This window comes from Candidatus Poribacteria bacterium (assembly GCA_016866785.1).
Lineage (GTDB): Bacteria > Poribacteria > WGA-4E.
Window position 1 is genome coordinate 39,714 of the sequence record VGLH01000003.1, and the last position, 23,605, is coordinate 63,318.

Consider the following 23,605-nt stretch of genomic DNA (forward strand, 5'->3'; position numbering starts at 1 on the left):
GGTTGCGGCGGATGAGAAAGCTCTATCTCCTCGACGGCATGGCGCTCGCCTACCGCGCCTACTTCGTGTTCATCCGCAACCCGATGCTCAACTCGAAGGGCTTCAACACAGCCGCCATCCACGGCTACGCGACGACCCTCCTGCAGGTGCTTGAACACGAGAAACCGACCCATATCGCTGTCGCGTTCGACACGCCCGAGCCGACGCAGCGCCACATCGAGTACCCCGAGTACAAGGCGCAGCGCGAGGCGATGCCCGAAGACCTGAGCGCGTCGCTGCCCTACGTCTTCCGGCTGACCGAGGCGTTCAACATCCCCGCGCTGCGGATGCCGGGCTACGAGGCAGACGACGTCATCGGCACGCTCGCCCGACGCGCGGAACGCGACGGGTTCCAGACCTACATGGTCACGCCCGACAAGGACTATGCCCAGCTCGTCGACGAGAACACGTTCGTGCTCAAGCCCGGCAAGTCCGGCGACGGAACCGAGGTCATCGGCATCCCACAGGTGTTGGAGCAATGGGGCATCGAGCGCGTCGAGCAGGTGATCGACGTCCTCGCGCTCTGGGGCGACAGCTCAGATAACGTCCCCGGCGTTCCCGGCATCGGCGAGAAGACGGCGAAGGCGCTCGTCGCGAAGTACGGCTCCGTCGAAGGCTTGCTGGCGAACACGGCCGAGCTGAAGGGCAAGCAGAAGGAGAATGTCGAAGCCTTCGCCGACCAGGCGCGGCTCTGCAAGCGGCTCGTGACCATCGACTGCGATGTGCCCGTCACTGTCGGCATGGACGATCTGACGGTTCGCGAACCCAATCGCGATGCGCTCCTGGAGCTCTTCCATGAGCTCGAGTTCCGCTCGCTGGGCAAGCGCGTCTTCGGCGACGCCTACGAGCTCGCCCTCACGACCGCCGCTCCCGCTGCCGCAGCCGACGACGATGCGGACGACGCCAACGGCGACGATGAGGCGGGCGAAGACGAGATCGTCGATGAGGAAGCCGGAGACGCGGTCGCCATCACGGGCCCCGTGCGGACCATCGAGGACACACTCCACACGTACACCGTCGTCGACACGCACGAGGCGCGTCGGGCGCTCGCCGATGACCTGGCGACCCGCGAGCGCTTCTGCTTCGACATCGAGACGACGGGTCTGCATCGGTCGGCGGAACCCATCGGCTTGGCGTTTTCGTATTCGCCGGAAACCGGCTTCTACGTCCCACTGCCCGTTGAGCCGTCGGCGATCCAGGCGACACTGGAGACGTTCCGCCCTGTCTTCGAGAACCCAGCCATCGAGAAGGTGGGTCACAACATCAAGTTCGACCTGGCGGTGCTGAAACGCCAAGGCATCGAGGTCGCCGGGGTGCTCTACGACACGATGATCGCCCACGCGCTCATCGAGCCGTCGATGCGCCACAGCATGGACTACCTCTCGCAGGTCTACCTCGGCTACAAGCCGGTCTCCATCGAGTCGCTCATCGGAGAGCGAGGTCCCGAGCAGAAGTCGATGCGCGACGTGCCGATTCCCGCCGTCGCGGAGTACGCGGCGGAGGACGCCGACGTGACGTTCCAGTTGCGGGGCTCGCTCGATCCGCTGATCGACGAGAGGAACGCGCGCCGCATCTTCGCCGAAGTCGAGACGCCGCTGCTGCCGGCGCTCGTCTCGATGGAGCACGCGGGCGTCCGTCTGGATGTTCAGGCTCTGCGCGACCTGTCCGCGACGCTCGCCGTCGAGATCGTCGACCTGGAGAAGCGCATCTACGAAGCCGCCGGCATGGAGTTCCATATCGACTCGCCGAAGCAGCTCGGTGAAGTGCTCTTCGATGTCCTCAAGCTCGAAGACAAGCCGAAAAAGACGCGCACGGGTCAGTATTCGACGCGGGAGCAAATCCTGACGCGCCTCGCCGACCGGCATGAGATCGTCGAGTTGGTGCTGCGGTTCCGCGAGTACCGCAAGCTCAAGTCGACCTACGTGGACATGCTTCCGGGCTGCGTGTCGCCGGAGACGGGGCGCGTCCACACGCACTACAACCAGCTCGTGACGGCGACCGGTCGCATCCAATCCCACGGGCCCAACCTGCAGAACATTCCCATTCGAACGGAACGCGGCAGGGAGATCCGGCGGGCGTTCGTTCCGCGCGAGGACGGTTATCGGATTCTCGCGGCGGACTACTCGCAGATCGAGCTCCGCATCGTCGCCGAATTGAGCCACGACGACGCGATGATCGCCGCGTTCCGGAACGAGGCGGACATCCATAGCGAGACAGCGTCACGCGTCTTCGGTGTGTCCACGTCCGACGTGAACGCCGAGCAGCGACGCAAAGCGAAGATGGTCAACTTCGGCGTGACCTACGGCATGACGGCGTTCGGCTTGGGGCAGCGGCTCAACATCCCGCGCAAGGAAGCAGGCGAGATCATCGACGCGTACTTCGCTCAATACCCTGGCGTGCGAGGATACATGACATCCGTCGTCGAGTTCGCAAGGGAAAAAGGCTACGTCGAAACGCTTTTGGGAAGACGCCGCTACCTCCGCGACATCAACTCGAAGAACGCCACGGCGCGAAGCGGCGAGGAGCGGAACGCCATCAACACGCCCATCCAAGGAACCGCCGCCGACATGATCAAGATTGCGATGGCGAACATCCACCGGGAACTCCGAGAGCGGAACCTGCGGACGCTCATGCTTCTGCAAGTCCACGACGAGCTCGTGTTCGACCTCTACGAGCCGGAGCGCGACGAGGTCATGGAACTCGTCGAACGATGCATGAAGTCGGCGATACCGATGGCGGTTCCCATCGTCGTCGAGATGGGAGTCGGCGCCAACTGGCTCGACGCGCACTGACGTGGGACGCGCAGCCGGATACTCGCTGAGCTCGGCGCTCTCCGTTCTCTGGCTCCTCGGCGTTTCCCCTGTCCCAACGGACGCACGGTCCTTCCCGACGTTCGTCGACGCGACGGACGAGAGCGGCATCGATTTCCGCCATTTCGACGGCAGAACCGGGCGCAAGTACCTGCCGGAGACACTCGGTTCCGGCGCGGCGTTCTTCGACTACGACGGCGACGGGTGGCTCGACCTCTACGTCGTCAACGGAGCCGATCTGCCCGGCTCATCGACGTTCCCGCCTCCCACGAACCGCCTCTACCGCAACCTGGGCGACGGAACCTTCGCCGACGTGACCGCCTCCTCCGGCACGGGCGACACGGGCTACGGCTTCGGCTGCGCCGTCGCGGACTACGATAACGACGGCGACCTCGACCTCTACGTGACCAACTTGGGGCGGAACGTCCTCTATCGCAACAACGGCGACGGGACGTTCTCGGACGTCTCGTCCTTCGCCGGCGTTGCGGACGATCGGTGGAGCACGAGCGCCGCCTTTGGCGACTACGATGGCGACGGATGGCTCGACCTGTTCGTCGTCAACTACATGCGGTACGAGTTCCATGGCACGGCAGCGGCGATGATCGCCGGTCAGCCCACCTATCGCAGCCCGGTCGATCAGCTTCCCGGCAGCGAGTTCGTGCCGGAGTCCCCGGTTCTCTACCGCAACAACCACGACGGAACTTTCACGGACGTGACCGACACGGCGGGAGTGAACCGACCGGGCATCGGGCTCGCCGTCGCCGTGGGCGACTACGACAATGACGACGACCCGGACATCGCCGTCGCCAACGACATGGAGCGCGACACGCTCTATCGCAACAACGGAGATGGCACGTTCGCCGACATGACAATGACTGCCGGCACGGGGTACGACGAGAACGGCATCCCCGGTAGCGGCATGGGCGCATCGTTCGGCGACTACGACAACGACGGTGACCTCGATCTCCTGGTCAGCAATGCGTCGTCGATGCCCGCGATCTTGTACCGCAACGACGGTGACGGCATGTTCACCGACGTGGGCTGGCAGTCCGGGGTCGCCGTCGCGACGCTGCCGTGGTTCAAGTGGTCTGCAGAGTGGTTCGACGCCGACCTGGACGGCTGGCTCGACATTCTCGTCGTGAACGGCCACCTGCAGGACAACATCGCGGAATTCACGGATCAGCAGTACGCGCAGCGCCTGACCTTGCTTCGGAACCGAGGGGATGGGACATTCTCGGACGTCGCGCGCGAGGCGGGTCTGCTCGCGCTCCCGCCGACGGTCGGCAGAGGAGCCGCCCTCGGAGACTACGACAACGACGGCGACACGGACGTCTTCGTCGTCAACTCGAATGCGCCACCGACGTTGCTGCGGAACGACGGCTCCGATGCGTCCGAGTGGCTGATGGTCCGAGTTGTGGGCACGGCGGAACGAACGGCAGATGGAGCGCGTGTGACGGTCACGGCGGGTGGCATCACGCAGACGCGAGAAGCCCGCGGCGTAGGGAGCTACCTATCGGCACGCGACGACCGACTGCTCTTCGGTCTCGGTGACAACCGCGTGGCATCGGTCGCCATCCGGTTCCCCGATATCTCGACTGCCCAGGCGTCCGATGTTCCGTCGCGTCACCTGGTCGAGTTCGTTCGCGGAGCCGGCTCGCGCGTGACGGAGCTGCGGGCGGTTCGGCGCAAGACACGATAGCGTGGGGTACGTCGAGGAGGGTAGGCGTGCGAGCGTACGCCGTCGCGCTCTGGCATGGGGTCAAGCCTCGGCTTCGCGACCCCGACATCGTCCTGTTCATCCTGCTCCTGGCGATCCATCTAGTCCCCATCTGGGGGTTCCGCTACTTCCCCGCGCAGGACGGGCCTGCCCACCTGAACAACGCCAACGCGCTCTTCCACTACAACGACCCCGATGCGACCGTTTTCCGCGAGTACTACGTCATCAACCGCCAGCCCGACCCCAACTGGTTCGGGCACATCGTCCTCGGCGCATTGATGCTGCTCCTGCCGACGCTCGTCGCCGAGAAGGTGTTCTTGAGCGCCTACGTGTTCCTCCTGCCCTGGTCGGTCCGGTACGCAGCGCGGGCGGTCAACCTCGACAGCGGCTACGTCGCCGCGCTGGCGTTCCCTTTCATCTACAACTACCTGCTGCACATGGGGTTCTACAACTTCGCGTTCAGCCTGCCCGTGTTCTTCTTCGCGGCTGGGTACTGGTTCCGGTACGGCGACGCACTGACGTTGCGCCGGACGGTGGCTCTGTCGTTTCTGGTGATGCTCCTCTACTTCTGCCACTTGGTCTCGGTCGTCGTGCTCGTCCTGCTGATCGGGACGCCTTCGATTGCATGGACGGCAGGAGACGCCGCACGCATCGCCCTGCGCCGCTTCCACGATTGGCGGGCGGCGCGTCCTGCCATCGTCTCGCGGACGCTGACGACCGCCTACGCCCTGCTCCCGACAGCGATCCTGGCGGGAGTCTTCGTCGCCCGCGCAGGAACGACGCCGTCGCCGCCGGGCGGGGCGCTCTGGATACGTCTGCGGCGGCTCGAATCGCTGGTGTCCTATCAAGAGTCGGAGCTTGGGTGGACGGCAGCGTTCGTATGGGTGCTCGTCGGTCTGACGGCGCTGGCGCTCTACCGGCTCGCGCGGGCGCATCGGCTGTCGCGGTGGGACTGGCTTGCCGTCGTCGTGGGTGCGTCCGTGTGGGTCTACTTCGTGGCGCCGGATGGCTTGTCGGGCGGCGGGTTCATCAGTCATCGGATGAACCTCTACCCGTTCCTGACGCTCCTGCTTTGGCTTGCGGTTCGTCGGGCAGGAGCCGTGACGAAGTGGATGACGCGGATCGCCGCCAGTACAATCGCGCTCGGGCTCGTGACGCTCCACATCGGCAAGTACGCGGAGCTCAACGACTACCTCGCCGAATACACGTCCGGTCAGTCGCTGGTCGAGCGGAACTCGACGCTGCTGCCGCTCTGCTTCTCGCACCAGGGCGTCTCGCCGGATGGTCGTGTCCTGTCGGCGCGGATCGGGTTGTTCCTGCACGCAGCGGGGCATATCGCGGCAGAACGCGGGATCGTCGAGCTCGACAACTACGAAGCGAACACGGGCTACTTCCCGCTGACGTTCCGAGGCGAGGTGAACCCCTTCTGGCATATCGGTGTGGGTCCAGGGCTGGAGGCGCAGCCGCCGTGCGCCGACTTCGCCACGTACCCGACGAGAACGAAGGGGCACGTGGACTACGTGCTCCTGTGGGGCATGCGAGAGGATCAACGGGAGCTCGACTGCACGCGCTCGATCCTCCAGCAGCTCGCCGACGGCTACGAGCTCATCTACACGTCGCCTCAGCGCGGCATGATGCAGCTCTACCGCAGGAAACTCGCTCTGCCATCGCCGCCTTCGTGATCGTTGAGACCGACCCGCCGGATCGCATACAATCCGGGCGCGCGCCAACGCCCGGAGGCTCCCCATGAAGATCCTCGTCTCGAACGTCGGCAGCTCGTCCTACAAGTTCCAGCTTCTCGACATGGCAACGGAACGCGTCCTCGCGCGCGGCGGCGTCGAGCGCATCGGAAACGCGCCGTCCGCGTACAAGTACTCGGGCGGGCCCGAAGTCCAGGGAACCATCGACGCTCCAAACCATCTCGCGGCGATCCGCCACGCCGTCGATTACTTGCTCGACGCGTCTGAGGGCGACCCCATCCTGTCCAGCCTCGACGACGTGGACGGCGTCGGGTTCAAGACTGTCTTCGCCAAGGGCATCACGTCCTCGGCGTTGATCGACGAGTCGGTCATCGCAGCGATGGAAGCCCTCATCCCCGTCGTTCCCGTCCACAACCCAGCCTACATCGCCTCGATCCGGGCGTTCCAAGAGCTCGCTCCGGGCAAGCCGCTCGGAGCCGTCTTCGAGACGTGGTTCCACGAGTCGATGCCCGACTACGCGCGCGAGTTCGGCGTCCCGCGAGCCTGGGTGCGCGACTTCGGCATCCGCCGGTACGGGTTCCACGGGGCGTCCCATCGGTTCGTGTCGCAGCGCGTGCCGCAGATACTGGCGGAAAAGGGCGTCGCGTACGACGCCGCGAGTCTGCGTGTCATCTCGTGCCACCTCGGCGGGAGCTCGTCGCTCTGTGCCATCCGGGGCGGGAAGTCGGTCGACACGAGCATGGGATTCAGCGCCCAGAGCGGGGTGCTCCAGGGAACTCGTTGCGGCGACATGGACCCGTTCGTGCCGCTCTACGTGATGGATGTCGGCGGACTGACGCGCCAGGAGGTCGAGCGCGCGCTGATGAAGGACGCGGGTCTTGCCGGCGTCTCCGGGGTCGGCAGCGACATGCGCGACATCATCAAAGCCGCCGACGAGGGGAACGCCGACGCCAAGCTCGCGCTGGACACCTACCACTACGGCGTCAAGAAGACCATCGGGGGCTACGCGGCGGCGCTCGGCGGCGTGGACGTTCTCGCCTTCACCGGCGGGATCGGAGAGAAGGGCTGGGAGAACCGCGAAGCGATCTGCGACGGTCTGGCGTTCCTGGGCATTGAACTCGACGCGGTCAAGAGCCGAGCCCTCCGGGGGGAAGGCAACATCGCCTCCGTCGACTCCCGCGTGCCGATCCTCGTCGTTCCCGCCAATGAAGAGCTGATCGTCGCCCGCGAGACCGCGCGGCTCATCGCGGCAGCAAGCTGATGGGCACTGGCGGAGGGCTGGGCGAAGTCGTTCTCGGCAAGCGCATCGCCGAAGGCCGCATGGCGGAACTGTTTGCCCTTGACGAGAGCCGCGTCGTCAAGCTCTTCCGCCCCGACTGGGGCATGGACGAAGCGGAGTCCGAGGCGCGGCGCGCTCGGTTGGTGTGGGAATCAGGCGTCCCGACGCCGCAGCCGCTCGGCGTCGTCGAGGCGTGCGGCAGAGCCGGTATCGTCTTTGAGCGCGTCCACGGTCGCGAGATGGCGGCGGCGATCCGGCCCTGGAACGTACGACGACTCGCGCGCTCGTTTGCCGATCTCCACGTCGAGATGCACTCCCGGTCGGCTCCCAGCCTCCCGGATCAGCGACCCCTGCTTGAACGGAAGATACGGCACGCCGACGCGCTCCCCGACGCGTGGCGCGACGCCGCCCTCTGCTCCCTCGCCGCCCTCCCGACCGGCGACGTGTTCTGCCACGGCGACTTCCACCCCAAGAACGTGATGATGACTCGCTCCGGAGCCACGATCATCGACTGCGATTGTGTCACGCAGGGGAACGGGCTGGCGGATGCGGCGAGGTCGATCCTGATTCTGGAGCTCGCAGCGAGATATCGGCGACCCCCAGTCGTCGCCAGTGTCGTATCGCGGACGATCCGGCGGTTCATCCGAGAGTACCGGAGCCGCTACATGGAAACCACCGGCGTGGGAGCGCAAGACGTAGGGGCTTGGCGGCTCGTCGTTGCGGCAGGGAGACTCAGCGAGCGCATCGAGGTCGAGCGCGGCATCCTGCTGGGAATGGTTCGCAAGGCGGTCGAGGCTAGCTCGGTTGGAGTCGGAGATGGCTCCGCAGCGGGATGAGGGCGGCGATCAGCCCGACGGCGGTGGCTCCGCCGGTGATTGTGAGAATCTGCTCCGCCGACAGGAACTCGACCAAGCCGACGCCCGGTCCGAACCGGCGGAACAGCAGGTAGAAAAGCCCCATGCCGATCTCGCTGCCGATCAGCCCCTCGAAGCATCCCTGAAGCACCAGGGGCGCGCGGATGAAGCCGATGGTCGCGCCGACGAGCTGCAAGATCGCCAGCTCATCGCGCCTCGCGTAGATCGTCAGCATGATCGAGAACGAGATGACCACCACCGAGATGAGCGCGACGAGCACGCCGAGAAGGAACACGACGCCCTTCACCTGCTGCATGATGGCGATGTCGCGTTGTTCGTAGAGAACGCTCTCTACGCCGGGCAGCGTCTTCAAGTGTGTTTCGAGGGCGTCCAGCGTCTGCGTTCTCCGGGACTGCGGCAGCGGGTAGATTTCGACGGATCGTGGCAGCGGGTTGTCCCGCTCGAAGCCTTCGAGCAGCAGATCGCTCTGCTCACCGAAGATGTCGCGGCTGCGCGCAAGCGCCTGATCCTTCGACACGATGACGATCCGCGCGACGCCCGGCAGCGATTCCAGCGCGGTTCCCAACGCTTGCACATCGCTGTCCGGCACCGTGTCCTCGATGAACGCGACCATCGCCGGATTGTCTTCGAACCGCGCCACTTCGCCCCGCACGACGTTCTGGATGAGGCTCAGCGCCCCGAAGAGCACCGTCGTCAACGCGACGATGAACACTGCGAGCACGCCGACCGCGCCGCTGTGCCGGATGTTCAGGAGCGATTCGCCGAAGAGATACCTCATGCCAAGCCCTCGCGGAGCGTGCCGCGGTCGATGCGGATGACGCGCTTGCCCCGTTCGACGGCGCTCGACAGGTCATGCGTCGCGATGAGAACGGTCGTACCGCGCAGGTTGAAGCCCTCGAACAGGTCGTAGATGTCTGACGCGAGCCGATGGTCCAGGTTCCCGGTCGGCTCGTCCGCCAACAAGATGGCGGGGTTCCCCACCATGGCGCGAGCAATGGCGACTCGCTGCTGCTCGCCGCCGGAGATCTCCTCCGGTATGCCGTCGCGCCGGTGCGTCAGGCTGACCCGCGTCAGCATGCGATCAACGGCTTCCCGTATCTCGCGGCGCGGCTTCCGGGCGACGCGCAACGCCAGGGACACGTTTTGGTGAACCGTTCGATGCGGCAGGAGCTTGAAGTCCTGGAACACGACCCCGACGCGCCGACGGAAGTGCGCCAACTGACGGGGGCGGAGCGAATCAATGTCCTGCCCGCCGATGACGACGCGCCCCTTCGTGGGCAGCAGGTCGCGGAACAGGAGCCGAAGCAGCGTCGTCTTGCCCGCGCCGCTCGCGCCGACGATGAAGACGAACTCTCCGGGCAGGATGTCGCACGACACGTCGTTCAGGACGGGCTCATGCCGTCCGTAGCGCATCGTGACGTGCTCGATCTGGATGATGGGCTGAGCGCTCATGCAGAATCCACTCCGGCGGACGGCGTGCAGACGCCGGGAGGGATACCCGCCGTCGTCGTGTACGAACGACGCGCGTGAGCTCGGTGTTTCCGGTTTGTGCTGTCAGGCGAACCGCCCGACGGTCAGGACGCTCACCGGAAGGGCCCGCTTGGGCTGCAGCCCTTCGGCGAGAGCGAACACGTCGGTTTGGCAGCGCCGGCAGAAGCGGCGAACGTGGAGTACAGCCGCTTCGGGTGAGCCGTCTGGCACTCGGGGCACTCGATCGTGCGGTCGTCATCCGAGACACGGCGTAGCAGTGAGAAATGCTTCCCGCACGACGCGCATTCGTACTCATAGATTGGCATAGGGATGCCCTTTCAAATGCTGATCACCAGATTACATGATAGCGCACGCAAGGACAGACGGACAGAGCCGCGATCACACCGGCTCCCTGCGGGCGAAGCGTCTCCACGGCGGTTAGCGCGACAGCGGGCCCGAGCGCTGACGGCAACTAGAACGTCGGCGCCGGACGGATCCTCGTCGTATACGCCGACTCACCCTCGCCAGGCACCAGCTTCGGAACGGACGTCAGGTAGTACGAGCCGGCGTCGTCGCCGTACTCCACCTCGACGAACGCCGCGATGGAACACCCCGCCGGCGCGTCGCCCTCGGCACGCCACAAGCCGTCGTCTCCCAACGCAAGAGGGACGCGCCGGAACGTCCACGAACCGTCCGTGCTATAGATTCCCTGCGCCGCTCTGACCCGAGCATTCCGGTCGATGCGAACCTCGAAGCGGACGCGTTCGTCTGATGACGATTCGCGCAGCGCGCCTTCGATCACCGGAGTCGCTGGAAGATCGTCCCGCCCGTGGAGCACCGCATGGACGCCACGAGCCAGGTTCGCCCCGACGCGCACCCAGATCGCCTTGCCGTTGTCATACGTCTCATAGATGCCCGACGCTTGCCCGAAGTACCCATGATCGCCGTCGTAGATGACGCCGAACCGCACGCGCGGCGCGGACGCGAACGGGACGTTAGACCCGATGGGGAAGAACTCGTCTTGCGCTCCGTTGACGATCCAGACCATCCCGTGGAGCCGGTCCACGAAGTGCGCCGGATCGTACTGCGCGACGAACCGCTTCCACGCGACGGACTCGGGCGTACGCCCGGTCGGGCGAATGACCAGCGACTCCAGCCAGTTGTCCTGCGTGCTGACCGTCCGGTCGTAGTCGCCGGTCGCGGCGACGGGCATTGCCAGCGCGATGCGGTCATCCGCCGCGCTCGTCAGGAGGGAGCACAGTCCGCCCCGCGATGTGCCAGTGACCCCAATCGACCCGGTGTCCACCATGTCCAGCGTCGTCAGATAGGTCACCGCCCGAATCGCCGACATGACGAAGTGGTACATCCAACTGTTGCGGATGTCCTTGTCAGGCTCCAGATCGAGCCAGTTCTCGTAGATGTCCTTCGGACCCGTCGATTCGCCTTCGCCAACGCGGTCGATGGCGAGCGCGACGATGCCGCCCGAAGCCGCCAGGTTCCGCGCGTCCGTCGGGGACGCCGTGACCATGACCATCGCGGGCAGCGGGGTGGTGCGCGCCGCCACCGGAGCCGCCAGGTGCCCGGCGATGCGGATCGCCGTCCCGTTCCACTCGTGAGACAAGAACGACAGCTCACGGACGATGAGATCGACGTCGTTGTGACGCTCCACGGATTCGGACGCCACCTCGACCTCCAGCGGCGCGGACTTCGCCCAATCCACGTCCCAGACGATGTCCGGCGCGGAAATCGCAGCGGGCGCTAGGCACGTCATCCCCAGAACGATCGCGGCGGCGCGCATGTCGGTTCCTCCATTGCGGCGGTTCGACTTCCCCGTGCTCCACACATTAGCCGATCCTGGCGCCAGGCACATTCCTTGAATGCTGTCCGATGGACGGCGGGTCGAAGGATCGCGCGGGAACGCGCCGTCGCCTCGTTCTCGGTGTTCGCCGCATTCGGAACGTGTTCCCGATCTGTGCACAGGTGTTCGGATCATGGTCAACGACAGCGCTGCGGCTGAGGTTCTACAGGCACTGGCATCCGGCTATCATACGGTCGATGCGCACGCGCCGGACCGTGCGCCGAACTGGGAGAGCCTCGTGCGTCGACGCTCGCGCCGCATGGCAATCGCGGCAGTCCTCTCCGCGTGCCTCCACCTGCTGGGAGCCCTCGCGCTGAGCGTCGTGATCATCGTCCAGAAGTCTGAGCTCATCACGGCGATCACAGCGGACGTCCTGCCATCCACGCCTCCCAAGGTCGTCAAGCGGATGATGACCCATCGCCGGACGCCGCCGCCCCTCGTCGCACAGACGTCATCCATCGCGACGCCGGATCCGACGCCCGGTCGGCAGCCGATCTTCAACACTCGATCCGTCTTCACCGCCGTCACGGCGTCGGTCGATACGCCGACGGCGCTGGTCCGCGCGCAGGGCGCTCCTGACGTGTCGCCGATGCGACCTCCCGCCCGCGTTCCGACGAGTCCGGTCGCGACCATCGCCACGCAACCGCCGGCATGGGCTCCGCGCTCGGTTTCGGCAGCGCCCGCGAGGATCGACGAGGCGTTTCCGGGGCTTTCGTCCGTGGTGGCGGCGGTAACGCCCGAATCGTCCGCGAACCGCATCGCGCCCCAGTATCTCGACGCGATCCGACGCCGCATCGAGAAGTTCCAGCGGTATCCACGGTTTGCGCGCGAAGCCGGGCTCGAGGGCACAACGAACGTCCTGTTCCTCGTCCGCCGCGACGGGACGGTGAGCAGCGTCGAGGTGCAAGGGTCCTCCGGCTCCAAGGTGCTGGACGATGCCGCCGTTTCGGCGATCCGAGAGGCGTCGCCGTTCCCCGCGTTCCCCGCCGAGCAAACCGGGGACTCGCTGCGAATCCTGATTCCGGTCGTGTTCGAGCTGAAGGAACCTCGCGGGTCCTGACGCGAGGTCATTACTCCTGCACATGAGGGAGAACCCAACACATGAGGGAGAACCCGATGAAACGCGTGCAATGGATCGCGACCGCCATCGCCTGGTTCGCGGTTGCGTCGCTGGTTCCCGTCGAAGCGCAGACCCGAGCCGATCTCGCCGCCGTCGATCGCGCCATCGACAACGGGCTCAAGTGGCTCGCGACCCAGAGCGACGCCAAGGGCATCTGGCGCAGCGAGTACGGTCCGGGCGTATCCGGGCTCGTGGCAACGGCGTTCCTGCGCCATCCCAAGGGCACGTACACCGCGGACAGCCCTCAGGTGAAGCGCGCGCTCGACTGGTTCGTCAGCCTCCAGAACGCCGACGGGTCCATCTACGACGCCAAGAGCCAACTCCCGCTGCCCAACTACAGCACGTCCACGGCGTTGATGGCGCTCGCTGCCTCCAAGAACGCGCGCTACGCCACGGCGATCCGGCGCGCGCAGGAATACATCATGCGCTCGCAAGTCGATGAGGGAGAGGGCGCACAGCCGGAGGATTCCAACTACGGTGGGATCGGATACGGCAGCAATCCGAACCGAAACGACCTGTCGAACCTGTCGATGGCGCTGACGGCGCTGCGCGACAGCGGCACATCGGCGGACGCCGCCGTCTGGGACAAGGCGATCAAGTTCCTGAGCCGTCTCCAGAACAACAGCGAGACGAACGACGAGTCCTGGTCCACCGACGACGGCGGGTTCATCTACGCGCTGGGTAAGAACGAGCCGCCGGAGAGCAAGGCGGGCAACGACGCCCAGGGACGACCCCGCTCCTACGCGACGATGACCTACGCGGGCGTCATGAGCATGATCTACGCCAACGTCAAACGGGACGATCCGCGCGTTCAGGCGGCGGTCAAGTGGCTCAGCCAGCACTGGAACCTGGAAGAGAACGAGCCCATCGGAAAGCAGGGACTCTACTACGGCTACCAGACGATGGCGAAGGCGCTCGCCGCTTACGGGTCGCCGACCTTCACGACGGCATCCGGGCAGAAGATCGACTGGTATCAAGCCCTGTCGCAGCAACTGATCAAGTCTCAGACGCCGACCGGGGCGTGGCCCCCCAACGAAGCGGATCGCTGGTACGAGGGCGATCCGGTGCTCGTCACGGCGTACAGCATTCTCGCCCTCGAGGCGGGTTACCCGAAGACGAAGTAGGAGTCGCGTGCCGCGTCGCGGACGCCGAGAGCCCACGCCCGGATCGAACGTGAAGGAACCGGTGCGCCCGCGTCCTAAGCGCGCGCTGAGCCAGCACTTCCTGCACGATCCGGGCGTCCTCGACCGCATCATCGCCGCTGCCGGGATTCAGTCCGGCGACACGGTGCTGGAGATCGGCAGCGGGCCCGGAGCGCTCACCGAGCGGCTTGCCGCCGCCGTGGGCGGATCCGGACGAGTCCTTGCCGTCGAGATCGACCGCGACCTGATCCCGAAGATCGAGGAACTCGCGACACGGTTCCCCGCCGTTCAGGTGGTGCCGACCGATTTCCTTGCAGCGCCGCTGACCGACGTCCTCGCCTCGAACGGCGTCGCGCCTCCTGTCGCCGTGGTCGGCAACCTTCCGTACAGCATCACGACCCCGATCCTCGAGCGCCTGCTCGACGACTCGCGCGCCTGGACCGCCGCGACGCTCATGGTGCAAGAGGAGGTAGCTCGTCGCATCGCCGTTCCGCCCGGAAGCCCCGGCTGCGGCTCGATCTCCGTGTGGATCCACTATCGATGCGTCGCCGAGTACTGCTTCCGCGTCGGAGCCGGGGCGTTCCACCCGCCACCGCGGGTTCGGTCGGCGGTCATCCGTCTCATCCCGCGTTCCGCACCGCCCGTTCACGTCGTCGACGAGCTCCTACTGTCTCGCGTGACGCGCGCGGCATTCGGACAACGGCGCAAGACGCTTCTCAACGCGTTGTCATCGCTTGGGGCGTCGCGCCCGGAGATCGCGTCCGCGCTGGACTTCGCCGGTATCGACTCATCGCGCCGGGGCGAGACCCTGACGCTGGAAGAGCTCGCCCGCCTCGTGAACGCGCTCGCCGCGCGGCTCGGAGCCAATCCCGTAACCGCGCAGTCCTGACGCCGTTCTACTCGTCGGAAGTTGACGACAAGGGAACGAACCGCCGGAGGACCTGCGGACATGCGTTCAGCCCGCCTCGGATGGATGCGTCCGCGCGTCCTCGCTGCCGTCGCCGCTCTCGCCGCCGTCCTCGGCTGCGCGGGCGCGTCTCGAGCGCCCGGGAACCGAGGTTTCCTCGACCTGATCGCCGTGCAGCAGTCCTACGCTCGTGGCAGCGCGACGCCGGATCAGTGGACGGCGCTGGCGCGCGACTTTGCAGGACTCGTTCGGCAGAACCCCGACTCGGACGACGCGGACGATGCGTTGTTCGGCGCGGGCGTCTCCTACTTCTACGCGGGAACCCCTGCGACGAACGCCGCAGCGACCAAGGCGTTCCGCGAGCTCCGCGACCGGTTCCCGACATCGCCGCACGCCCCGAACGCGCTCTACTGGTCCGCCAGAGCCTATGGCAGGCTCGGCGACCCAGCCCTGGCGCACCGTCACTATCAGTTGCTCGTCAACAACTACCCGTCCAGCACATATGCCGCTGAAGCGTGGAACGCCATCGCCCCGCCGCCACCGAAGCCCGTGGCGCCGGCTCGCACCGTCGTCATCGAGGACCCGAAGCCCAAGCCCAAGATCGACGTGAGCCCACCTCCCAAAGGCGAGCCGACGCCCGTGGTCGTGACGCCGCCGTCACAGCCTATCGTTCAGCCGCCGACGCAGACGGCTCCTAAGATCGGGGCATCTCCGACGCTGATGCAGCAGCTCGGATTGGGCGTGTCGACGATCGTCATCGACCCAGGACACGGCGGGAAGGACTACGGCGCGACGGCTCCCGGGCTGCCGTCAGAGAAAGAGATCAATCTCGACGTATCGACGCGCCTCGCCGCGCTTCTCGAAGAGCGAGGTCTTCGCGTTCTGATGACGCGCAAGGACGACACCTTCATCCCGTTGGCCCAGCGCAACGAGTTGGCGCGGAAGTGGAACGCCGATCTTTTCGTCAGCATCCACGTGAACTCCGCCGAGTCGCCCGCAGGCAACGGCGTGGAGACGTGGGTATGCGCTCCGGCGCGTGATGCGCGGTCTGCACGCGCCGCCGCGCGCGAAAACGCGGGCAGCGTCCAGATGCACGATATCGACGACCTGCTGGCGGATATCCTCGTCTCCGCCAAGACCGCCGAGAGCCGCTCTCTCGCCGCGAGAGTCCAGGAGGAGCTCGCGAACGCCTCCGGCTCGAACGACCGTGGGATCAAGGAAGCCGGATTCGTCGTTCTGGCGGGGCTTCGCGTGCCGTCCGTGCTCGTCGAGCTCGGGTTCCTGTCGAACCCGACAGAGGGCAGAAGGCTCGCCACCCCCAGCTACCGAGAGACGCTCGCCGAAGCCATCGCGCGGGGCATCATGCAATACGCCACCTCGTTCAGCGTGACGGCGACGGCGAAGTAAGGGCTGCCGCCACCTACGAGGCGGTTACAAAGCGCCCGTCCCCTAAGGGCGCAGCGGAGGGCTCCCGCAAGGGAGCCTTCGTGCTGTACCGGTCGTGTCTGCGCGTTGTCGCCTGCCGGTGCCCCCGCTAGAATGCGGGCATGGCGACCTCCTCCCTCCTGCGAGCGATCACCGCCTTCCTCGTGACCGTTCTGCCGGCGCTGCACTCCGCGCCTGCAAAAGCCGCCAAGCCCGTCCGTCGGATCGACGCCACGGGAGCCCGGTCGGCGCGCATGACCTTCGGCGCGGTCGATCTCTGGATCACCAGCCACGACCTGCCGGAGTTGTCGATCGAGTCCGATTCGCCGTTGTCCGTCGGGAGGGACGACGAAACCATCGCCGTGGAGGGCGGTTCCGACGACGCCGGAGCCGTGAAGATCCGCTGTCCCGAAGACCTCCGGCTCAATGTGACGGTCGAGCGCGGCGAAGTCATTGTGACGCGGCTCTACGGAACGCTGGGTCTGCGACTCGTCGACGGCTCCTTGACAATCGACAGAGCCGTGGGCAGCTTCGACGTGCAGGTCGATCGCGGAAACGTCAGCGCGCGCGTGTTCCTCGCCGATGCCTCGAAGTTCCAGGTCAACCGAGGCGACATCGAGATCGCCGTGCTGGACGCCGCCGCGTTCCCGCTCGTGCTCAAGTCGGGCGAGGGAGACCTCTCGCTGCGAATCCCGCCAGGCTTTGCCGCTGAGCTCGATGCCCGCGCCGACGGCGGAGCCGTCAACATCGAAGTGCCCATCGGTCTACGAATCCAGACGCCCGAAGAGAGCGGCGGAAATCGCCGCGTTGCCGGCACGCTAGGAACCGGCGGACCTCTCGTCGAGCTCCAGACGGACCACGGCGGTATCGACGTCCTCGCTGCCAATGACGAGGAGAGCTCGGAAGCGACGGTTCCGCAGTACGTCGCTCCCCGAATCGAGGGCGGCATCTCGGTGGACGGCGAGCTCGAAGCCCCCTGGCTCGATGCGCCCAACTTGCGCTTCGAGAGCGCGACAGCAGGTCCATCGACGCACGTCCAGTTCGCGTGGGATGACGAGCATCTCTTCATCGCGGCTGCCGCCGAGCAGCGCGACTGGGCGTCGCTGGCGCTCAAGGTTCTGCCGGACGATCCTGACTTCGAGGGCGCGGGCAATGAGCTCGGTTGGGGCATCACGCTCTTGGAGCGACACCTCGGACTGATCGTCAACCCGCTGGGAACCCGACTCGACGACGAACCGGACGACGATGGTCTGGAGATCGCGATACGACTGCTGCCCGGCTGGTGGGTTCTCGAAATGTCGGTTCGCGTCGACGGCTTGGAGCCGGATACCACGGGAGCCGTGCGTCTGTCGCGCGGCGGGACAGAAGACGGTTCCGGCGACCAGAACATCCTCCTCGTGTTGGGCGAGCGACGCGATCCACGCGAAGAGCGCATTCCGATCCGGGTCGAGGCAGAGGGCGACGCCACCGCAGATGAGATCACGGAGGCGGTCGGGCTGCCCGCCGATGGGCTGATCCGCCTGTCCGATCTTCCGGCGGTCGAAGCGCGCGCGCGGCGTCTCGGCTGGTTCCGCGAGGTCGGCGTGTCGCTCACGTCGGACGGCGAGACAGAAACCGCTCTCCTCTCGGCGTCCGGCTTTCAGGCGACGCGAACGCACTCTCCCGAAATCGATGGCGCGACGGTCTGGCAGTCCGACGATCTTCGATTCGCCTTCGATTGGCGCGACGGCTGGATCGCCAACGACGCCATCGAGTCGAGGCGGCGGCTCATGGAAAACGCCTACCGCGCGCAGGGCTACGCGCTAGCGACCGTGCGCTCCGACGTGTCCTCGGACGGTCTGCGCCTGATCGTCGACGAGGGCAGGATCGATGCGATCCGAGTCGTCGGCGCGCGCGCGGTTCCGCGAGCCGACATCGAATCGGAGCTCGCGTCCAGTCGAGGGCAGCCCTACAACCGATGGGTCGCTGTCGACGACTGTCGAGCGGCAACGGATCGACTGTCGCGCGGGCATCGCGAGTTGATGGGATTGAGCGACGGCGGCGCCGAACGGGCGGACGGCGGAGTCGTCTGGACCGTCATCGCGGAAGAGCGGAGCCGGGTCGGTGTGTCGGTTGCGCCGATTGTCGCCTTCACGCAGGTGCACGTCTGGGAACTGGGAGCTACTCTGAGGCTGCGCGATGAGCCCATCGGACGATGGCTGACGGCGATCCGCATGTCCGGGCTCCAATACGCGGAGAGAACGGACGGACGAACGTACCGCGTGAACGGCAGCGTCGGAGCACGCTACGCCATCGACACGAAGGGCATGCTCGTGATCGGGGGTGTCGCCGAACGCGCCTCGCGCGCTCAGCTATGGCAGGGCTCCCCCGGTGTGCTTTCGAGCCTGACAGCGCTCGCGTACGGTTCCGTGCCAGGGGACTACCACACGACGGACGGCGTTCGAGCGTTCACGTGGTTCGCTCCGCATCGCCGCGTCAAGCTCGAAGCGGGGATCAGCGCCGACATCGACCGCTCGCTCCGGTCGCTGCTCGACCGAAGCATTCTGACGCGCGGAGGCATCCGACCCAACCGCCCCGCATCGGACGGCACGACGCACTACGCGTCGCTCGATTTCATGCTGGACCTTCGCGACGTCGATACGCAAGACGACATGGCGATCCAGCCGAAGCCCGAGCCCTCGCCACGAACGCGGCTCGGGCTTCTCGCGCAGGTCCACTCGGAAGTCGCGCGATTCATTCCGGCGCTCCCGGACGACGGCTCGCTTCGCCGGGCAGCGTCGATGCGCTTCGTGCGTGTGCAGGGCAATCTCGCCGCCTACGCGCCGCTGGGAGACAGCCTCCAACTCACCGCCCGTTGCCAGGGTCAGTGGACGCGCCAACGCCTGCCGATTCAGCGCCAATGGTGGCTGGGTGGAGCCGCGACGCTCCGAGGGTTCGAGACATCGCAGTTCGTCGGCGACCTCGGAGGCGTCATCGGCGCGGACCTCGCGTGGCATCTGCCGTGGGCAGCGGCGTTCCTCGCCGCGTTCGGAGATGCCGGCGCCACCATGTGGGCGGACGAGCCCGAGTGGGATCGGCATTGGTACGGCGACGCTGGCATCTCAATGGGCATCGACGTGACCTCCGACGCGAGCCCGCCCGCCGCAAGGCTGACGCGCCGCCTCGGGTTCCAGCGGCTCCAGATGGACATCGCGCTGCCGGTTCGTGGAACCGACGAACGAACGCCGCGATTTTGGCTCTGGGCGACCGTTCCCTACTGACTTCTGGCGCGACACGTGGTCTGAGAACCATCGAAAGGACGACCCGTTGAACACTCCGCCAACCGAGTTCATCCGAGTTCCGCACGAGAAGCTCCACGCCTTTGTCGCTCGCGCCGGCGAGGCGGTCGGCTTGCCGCCAGAGAGAGCATCCGTGCTGGCAGACGCGCTGGTCGCCAACGATCTGCGCGGCGTCTTCAGCCACGGTACACAGCAGATCGCAGGGTACGCGCCGCTGATGCGCGACGGACACTTGAACGCGAAGCCGAACGTCCACATCGTCCGCGAAACGCCCACCAGCGTGATCGTCGACGGCGACGGCGGGCTCGGATACTTCCCGGCGCTGCGGAGCGCCGAGCGCGTCATCGAACTGGCGAAGCAGTCCGGCATCGCGGTCGGGTTGAGCCGCAACCACGGGCATTTCGGGGCGGCAGGGATTTACTCGCGGAAGGCGCTCCTGCACGGGTTGCTGGCGTTCGTCACGTCGGGTCACCAGCTCGGTCTGTCACCGGGGAACCCGATCTACCACGCCGGAGGAGGCTCGCCGATGTCGTTCAGCTTTCCGACGGGCGACCAAGACCCGTTCGTCCTCGACTTCGGCGCGATGCACGACCTCTACATGGGGAACCAGCACCGCGAGGAAATCGCGCGCTTGGCTCCCGCCATCGTGTTCCGCAGCATCGGGCTTGGAGCGATCTGCCAGACGTGGGGGGCGCTTCTCGCAGGCGTGCCGCTGGATCCGTCCCGCGCCACGCGGACATGGTCGGGAGCCAACCAGGGGTCGCTCGTCATCATGTTCCGAATCGACTTGTTCATGCCGGTCGAGCAGTTCGAGCGCGAGACGTCGGCGTACGTCCGCGCGGTGCGGCAGATGGCTCCCGTCGAGGGATTCACGGAGTCGTATCTGCCCGGCGGGATCGAGGCGGTGAGGGAGCGCGAGTATCGTGAGCTGGGCGTGCCGGTCGGCAGGAATCACCAGAGCCGTCTGCAAGCGCTGGCGGATGAGCTCGGGATCGAGCGCCCGTGGTGACGCAGGGCGTCAGGCGATGCCGAGGCGCTCGACGAAGCTCGTGTGGACGCATCCGGCGAGGAAGTCCGTGTCGTCCATGACGCGCCGATGGAAGGGGATGGTCGTCTTCACGCCGGCAATCGTGTACTCGTCCAGTGCGCGGCGCATCCGGGCGATGGCTTCTTCCCGCGTCGCGCCGAAGGTCACGAGCTTCGAGATGAGCGAGTCGTAGTACGGCGGGATCAGGTACCCCGCGAAGGCGTGGCTGTCGATTCGGACGCCCGGTCCTCCGGGCGTCTGATAGGTGACGATCCTGCCGGGAGTCGGCATGAACCCCTTGTCCGGGTCCTCCGCGTTGATGCGGCACTGGATCGCGTGTCCCTTGAGGGTCACGTTCTTCTGCTCAAGGGTCAGGCGTTCTCCCGCGGCGACTCGAATCTGCCACTTGACAAGGTCCTCGCCGCAGACCTGCTCCGTGATCGTGTGCTCGACCTGGATGCGCGTGTTCATTTCGAGGAAGTAGAACTCGCCGTCATCCGTCACGAGGAACTCCATCGTCCCCGCGTTCTCGTAGTGGATCGCCCGCGCCGCCCTCAGCACGAGCCTCCCGATCTCGTCGCGCACTTTCGGATCGATGTTCGACGGCGTCTCTTCGACCAGCTTCTGGTGTTTGCGCTGGATCGAGCAGTCGCGCTCGCCGAAGTGGATGATGTTCCCGTGCTGGTCGCCCATGACCTGGAACTCGATGTGCCGCGCGTCCTGGACCAACTTCTCGATGTAGACGTCTTCTCGCCCGAATGCCGCCTTTGCCTCCGCCCGCGTGGTACGGAACAAGGCGACCAGGCTGACGTCGTTGTGCGCCGCGCGGATGCCTCTACCGCCGCCGCCGGCAGCCGCCTTGATCATCACCGGATAGCCGATCTCACGGGCAATCGCCAGCGCCTCGTCCTCGGTGTCGGCAAGCTCGTGCTGGTGGCTGCGCAAGCCTCGACGGCGACGCCTTCCGCTGGGAACAAGAGGGATCCCCGCCTTCCCGACCGACTGCCGCGCCTGAACCTTGTCGCCCATCGTCGCGATGTTTTCGACGCTGGGCCCGATGAACGCGATCTTGCACTCGCGGCACACCTCCGCGAAGTGGGCGCTCTCGGCAAGGAACCCGGTTCCCGGATGGATCGCGTCCGCGTTCGTCACTTCGGCGGCGGCGATGATCGATGGGACGTTCAGATAGCTCTTCGGGGAAGGCGCGGGACCGATACAGACCGATTCGTCCGCATGCCGGACGTGGAGCGAGTCGGCGTCGGCTTGGGAGAAGACCGCGACCGTGCGAATCCCCATCTCCCGGCACGCGCGGATCACGCGCAGGGCGATCTCGCCACGGTTGGCGATCAGGACTTTCTTGAACATCGCGTCACTCGTCTGCGGGCTGCGAGAAGCCTAAACGCGTCGTACGCGGAACAGCGGCTGACCGTATTCGACCGGGGTCGCGTTCGCCACCAGCACCTCGATGATCTCGCACTCGAACTCCGCCTCGATCTGGTTCAGGAGCTTCATCGCCTCGATGATGCAGAGCGTCTTGCCAATCGTCACGCGGTCTCCGACGGCGACGAACGGCGGCTCGCTCGGCGACGGCGCGATGTAGAACGTACCGATCATCGGCGCTTCGACGACATCGAAGTTGCCGCCGCCGATCTCCGTCGGTGTGCGTTCCACCACCGGAACCGCAGGAGCCGCCATCGGCTGAACCGGCGCCGGGGCAGCGACAGCGCCCTGCAGCCGGAGCAAGAGTCGGCGCGACTCCTTCCCCTCCTCGACGGCGAGCTCTGAGAGCCCGCACTCGCGCATCAGGTCGGCGAGCTCGCGGATCTCAGCCGCGAGCTGTTGCCGTCGCTGTCTGTCGTCGGCGGCTCGTACCACGGGTCACGCCCTTCCCAGGTACTCTCCCGTCCGGGTGTCGACCTTCACCTGAGCGCCCTGGTCGACGAACAGAGGTACCTGAATCGTGATGCCAGTCTCCAGCTTCGCTGGCTTCGTGCCTCCGCTCACGGTATCGCCACGGAACCCCGGTTCCGTCTCTACGATGGTCAGCACGACGGCTGCCGGGAGTTCGACGGTCACCGCCGTCTCGCCGTCGAACTGGACTTTCACCTGCATGTTGTCCGCGAGGAACTGCGCGGCGTCGCCGAGGAGCTCCCGCTGCATCGGCATCTGCTCGAACGACTGGTTGTCCATGAAGTAGTAGAGGTCTTGCTCGGCGTACAGGTACTGCATCTCGCGCGTCTCGAGCCGCACGAGCTCGATGTCGGCGCCGGACCGGAACGTGTTCTCGAACACCGCGCCGTCAGACAAGCGGCGTAGCTTCGTTCGCATGAACGCGCCGCCCTTGCCGGGCTTGTGGTGTTGGAACCACTCGACGCGATGCAGGTCCCCGTTGAATCGAATCACAACCCCATTGCGAATATCCGCCGTCGATGCCATGTCGGTCCTTCGCTAGTCGATCAGAAGCGCCGTATCCTGAAACTCGGAGTCCCAGTCACTGACCGCGCCGCGCCAAAGCGGCTGCCATTGCGTCGAGCGCGAGCCGGTAGCTGTCCGCGCCGAAGCCGGCGATGGTTCCCAGCGCGATCGGAGCGACGAACGAATGATGGCGGAAAGACTCTCGCGCGGCAATGTTGGATAGATGCACCTCGATCACGGGAACGCCGAGCATCGAGAGCGCATCGCGCACGGCGACGCTCGTGTGGGTCAACGCCGCCGGGTTGATGAGAACGCCGTCCACCGACCCGAGGTGCTCGCCGATGATATCGACCAGCGCGCCTTCGTGGTTCGACTGGAACGTCGTCAATCGGATGCCCAAGCCAGTCGCTTGCGCGTCCAGAGCCCGGTCGATGTCCGCCAGCGTCGTCGTTCCGTAGATGGCGGGTTCGCGCTTGCCCAGCAGGTGCAGATTGGGTCCGTGCAGGACCAAGACGTGCTTCATTGCTCCGTCGGTTGCCGATT

General features: G+C 66.2%; 19 protein-coding genes. 11 read left to right on the plus strand and 8 right to left on the minus strand.

Annotated elements, in window-relative coordinates:
• Positions 1-11 precede the first annotated feature (11 nt).
• The 5 genes from polA to FJZ36_01035 all read left to right on the plus strand — a co-directional run bounded on the left by polA (position 12) and on the right by FJZ36_01035 (position 8,381).
• Complete coding sequence (gene polA / locus FJZ36_01015) at positions 12-2,831, plus strand: DNA polymerase I (GenBank protein ID MBM3213490.1); 2,820 nt, start codon at positions 12-14, stop codon at positions 2,829-2,831.
• Position 2,832: 1 nt separating this feature from the next.
• The gene (locus FJZ36_01020) at positions 2,833-4,548 is read left to right on the plus strand and encodes a CRTAC1 family protein (protein MBM3213491.1); all 1,716 of its coding nucleotides are present in this window, start codon (positions 2,833-2,835) and stop codon (positions 4,546-4,548) included.
• 26 nt (positions 4,549-4,574) lie between these two features.
• Positions 4,575-6,248, plus strand: coding sequence for a hypothetical protein (locus FJZ36_01025; GenBank protein MBM3213492.1), 1,674 nt, complete (start codon positions 4,575-4,577; stop codon positions 6,246-6,248).
• A gap of 64 nt (positions 6,249-6,312) precedes the next feature.
• Positions 6,313-7,527, plus strand: a complete 1,215-nt coding sequence (locus tag FJZ36_01030; protein MBM3213493.1) for an acetate/propionate family kinase — start codon at positions 6,313-6,315, stop codon at positions 7,525-7,527.
• The gene (locus FJZ36_01035; protein MBM3213494.1) at positions 7,527-8,381 is read left to right on the plus strand and encodes an aminoglycoside phosphotransferase family protein; all 855 of its coding nucleotides are present in this window, start codon (positions 7,527-7,529) and stop codon (positions 8,379-8,381) included. Before FJZ36_01030 ends, FJZ36_01035 begins: the two co-directional genes overlap by 1 nt.
• Here the strand turns inward: FJZ36_01035 and FJZ36_01040 are convergent.
• From FJZ36_01040 to FJZ36_01055, 4 genes are all read right to left on the minus strand, one after another.
• Positions 8,341-9,198 carry an FtsX-like permease family protein gene (locus FJZ36_01040; GenBank protein ID MBM3213495.1) on the minus strand — a complete coding sequence of 286 codons (858 nt, stop codon included), beginning with the start codon at positions 9,196-9,198 and terminating at the stop codon, positions 8,341-8,343. The genes FJZ36_01035 and FJZ36_01040 overlap by 41 nt on opposite strands.
• Positions 9,195-9,872: a cell division ATP-binding protein FtsE gene (gene ftsE / locus FJZ36_01045; protein MBM3213496.1), complete on the minus strand. Its 678-nt coding sequence runs from the start codon at positions 9,870-9,872 to the stop codon at positions 9,195-9,197. The genes FJZ36_01040 and ftsE overlap by 4 nt, the downstream gene beginning before the upstream one ends.
• Before the next feature lie 131 nt (positions 9,873-10,003).
• A complete protein-coding gene (locus FJZ36_01050) occupies positions 10,004-10,216 on the minus strand; it encodes a zinc ribbon domain-containing protein (GenBank protein MBM3213497.1) in 213 nt (70 codons plus the stop codon).
• A gap of 146 nt (positions 10,217-10,362) precedes the next feature.
• The gene (locus tag FJZ36_01055) at positions 10,363-11,883 is read right to left on the minus strand and encodes a hypothetical protein (protein ID MBM3213498.1); all 1,521 of its coding nucleotides are present in this window, start codon (positions 11,881-11,883) and stop codon (positions 10,363-10,365) included.
• On the opposite strand from FJZ36_01055, the gene FJZ36_01060 reads away from it, so the two are divergent.
• The 6 genes from FJZ36_01060 (at position 11,768) to FJZ36_01085 (ending at position 20,629) form a co-directional block, all read left to right on the plus strand.
• Positions 11,768-12,808, plus strand: a complete 1,041-nt coding sequence (locus FJZ36_01060; protein MBM3213499.1) for a TonB family protein — start codon at positions 11,768-11,770, stop codon at positions 12,806-12,808. The genes FJZ36_01055 and FJZ36_01060 overlap by 116 nt on opposite strands.
• A 41-nt stretch (positions 12,809-12,849) precedes the next feature.
• Positions 12,850-13,992 carry a terpene cyclase/mutase family protein gene (locus FJZ36_01065; GenBank protein MBM3213500.1) on the plus strand — a complete coding sequence of 381 codons (1,143 nt, stop codon included), beginning with the start codon at positions 12,850-12,852 and terminating at the stop codon, positions 13,990-13,992.
• Complete coding sequence (rsmA, locus tag FJZ36_01070) at positions 13,910-14,899, plus strand: ribosomal RNA small subunit methyltransferase A (GenBank protein MBM3213501.1); 990 nt, start codon at positions 13,910-13,912, stop codon at positions 14,897-14,899. The genes FJZ36_01065 and rsmA overlap by 83 nt, the downstream gene beginning before the upstream one ends.
• A gap of 60 nt (positions 14,900-14,959) precedes the next feature.
• The gene (locus tag FJZ36_01075) at positions 14,960-16,324 is read left to right on the plus strand and encodes a tetratricopeptide repeat protein (protein MBM3213502.1); all 1,365 of its coding nucleotides are present in this window, start codon (positions 14,960-14,962) and stop codon (positions 16,322-16,324) included.
• A gap of 140 nt (positions 16,325-16,464) precedes the next feature.
• Positions 16,465-19,602 (plus strand): hypothetical protein, encoded by a 3,138-nt coding sequence (locus FJZ36_01080; protein ID MBM3213503.1) that lies wholly within the window; start codon positions 16,465-16,467, stop codon positions 19,600-19,602.
• A complete protein-coding gene (locus FJZ36_01085) occupies positions 19,547-20,629 on the plus strand; it encodes an Ldh family oxidoreductase (protein MBM3213504.1) in 1,083 nt (360 codons plus the stop codon). The genes FJZ36_01080 and FJZ36_01085 overlap by 56 nt, the downstream gene beginning before the upstream one ends.
• Before the next feature lie 9 nt (positions 20,630-20,638).
• Here FJZ36_01085 and accC read toward each other — a convergent pair whose 3' ends face one another.
• The 4 genes from accC to aroQ form a co-directional block, all read right to left on the minus strand.
• Positions 20,639-22,012 (minus strand): acetyl-CoA carboxylase biotin carboxylase subunit, encoded by a 1,374-nt coding sequence (gene accC, locus FJZ36_01090; protein ID MBM3213505.1) that lies wholly within the window; start codon positions 22,010-22,012, stop codon positions 20,639-20,641.
• A gap of 30 nt (positions 22,013-22,042) precedes the next feature.
• Entirely contained in the window at positions 22,043-22,450 is a 408-nt protein-coding gene (accB, locus tag FJZ36_01095) for an acetyl-CoA carboxylase biotin carboxyl carrier protein (GenBank protein MBM3213506.1), read from the minus strand.
• A gap of 75 nt (positions 22,451-22,525) precedes the next feature.
• A complete protein-coding gene (gene efp, locus FJZ36_01100) occupies positions 22,526-23,083 on the minus strand; it encodes an elongation factor P (GenBank protein ID MBM3213507.1) in 558 nt (185 codons plus the stop codon).
• A gap of 55 nt (positions 23,084-23,138) precedes the next feature.
• On the minus strand, positions 23,139-23,585 hold the full coding sequence (gene aroQ / locus FJZ36_01105) for a type II 3-dehydroquinate dehydratase (GenBank protein ID MBM3213508.1): 447 nt from the start codon (positions 23,583-23,585) through the stop codon (positions 23,139-23,141).
• Between the last annotated feature and the right edge of the window lie 20 nt (positions 23,586-23,605).

Excerpts from the sequence above, each read along its gene's own strand:
- polA (MBM3213490.1), top strand. The coding sequence starts at position 12 with ATGAGAAAGCTCTATCTCCTCGACGGCATGGCGCTCGCCTACCGCGCC.
- FJZ36_01030 (MBM3213493.1), top strand. The coding sequence starts at position 6,313 with ATGAAGATCCTCGTCTCGAACGTCGGCAGCTCGTCCTACAAGTTCCAG.
- FJZ36_01035 (MBM3213494.1), top strand. The coding sequence starts at position 7,527 with ATGGGCACTGGCGGAGGGCTGGGCGAAGTCGTTCTCGGCAAGCGCATC.
- FJZ36_01040 (MBM3213495.1), bottom strand. The coding sequence starts at position 9,198 with ATGAGGTATCTCTTCGGCGAATCGCTCCTGAACATCCGGCACAGCGGC.
- ftsE (MBM3213496.1), bottom strand. The coding sequence starts at position 9,872 with ATGAGCGCTCAGCCCATCATCCAGATCGAGCACGTCACGATGCGCTAC.
- FJZ36_01050 (MBM3213497.1), bottom strand. The coding sequence starts at position 10,216 with ATGCCAATCTATGAGTACGAATGCGCGTCGTGCGGGAAGCATTTCTCA.
- FJZ36_01060 (MBM3213499.1), top strand. The coding sequence starts at position 11,768 with ATGCTGTCCGATGGACGGCGGGTCGAAGGATCGCGCGGGAACGCGCCG.
- FJZ36_01055 (MBM3213498.1), bottom strand. The coding sequence starts at position 11,883 with ATGATCCGAACACCTGTGCACAGATCGGGAACACGTTCCGAATGCGGC.
- FJZ36_01065 (MBM3213500.1), top strand. The coding sequence starts at position 12,850 with ATGAGGGAGAACCCGATGAAACGCGTGCAATGGATCGCGACCGCCATC.
- FJZ36_01075 (MBM3213502.1), top strand. The coding sequence starts at position 14,960 with ATGCGTTCAGCCCGCCTCGGATGGATGCGTCCGCGCGTCCTCGCTGCC.
- FJZ36_01080 (MBM3213503.1), top strand. The coding sequence starts at position 16,465 with ATGGCGACCTCCTCCCTCCTGCGAGCGATCACCGCCTTCCTCGTGACC.
- accC (MBM3213505.1), bottom strand. The coding sequence starts at position 22,012 with ATGTTCAAGAAAGTCCTGATCGCCAACCGTGGCGAGATCGCCCTGCGC.
- accB (MBM3213506.1), bottom strand. The coding sequence starts at position 22,450 with ATGCGCGAGTGCGGGCTCTCAGAGCTCGCCGTCGAGGAGGGGAAGGAG.
- efp (MBM3213507.1), bottom strand. The coding sequence starts at position 23,083 with ATGGCATCGACGGCGGATATTCGCAATGGGGTTGTGATTCGATTCAAC.
- aroQ (MBM3213508.1), bottom strand. The coding sequence starts at position 23,585 with ATGAAGCACGTCTTGGTCCTGCACGGACCCAATCTGCACCTGCTGGGC.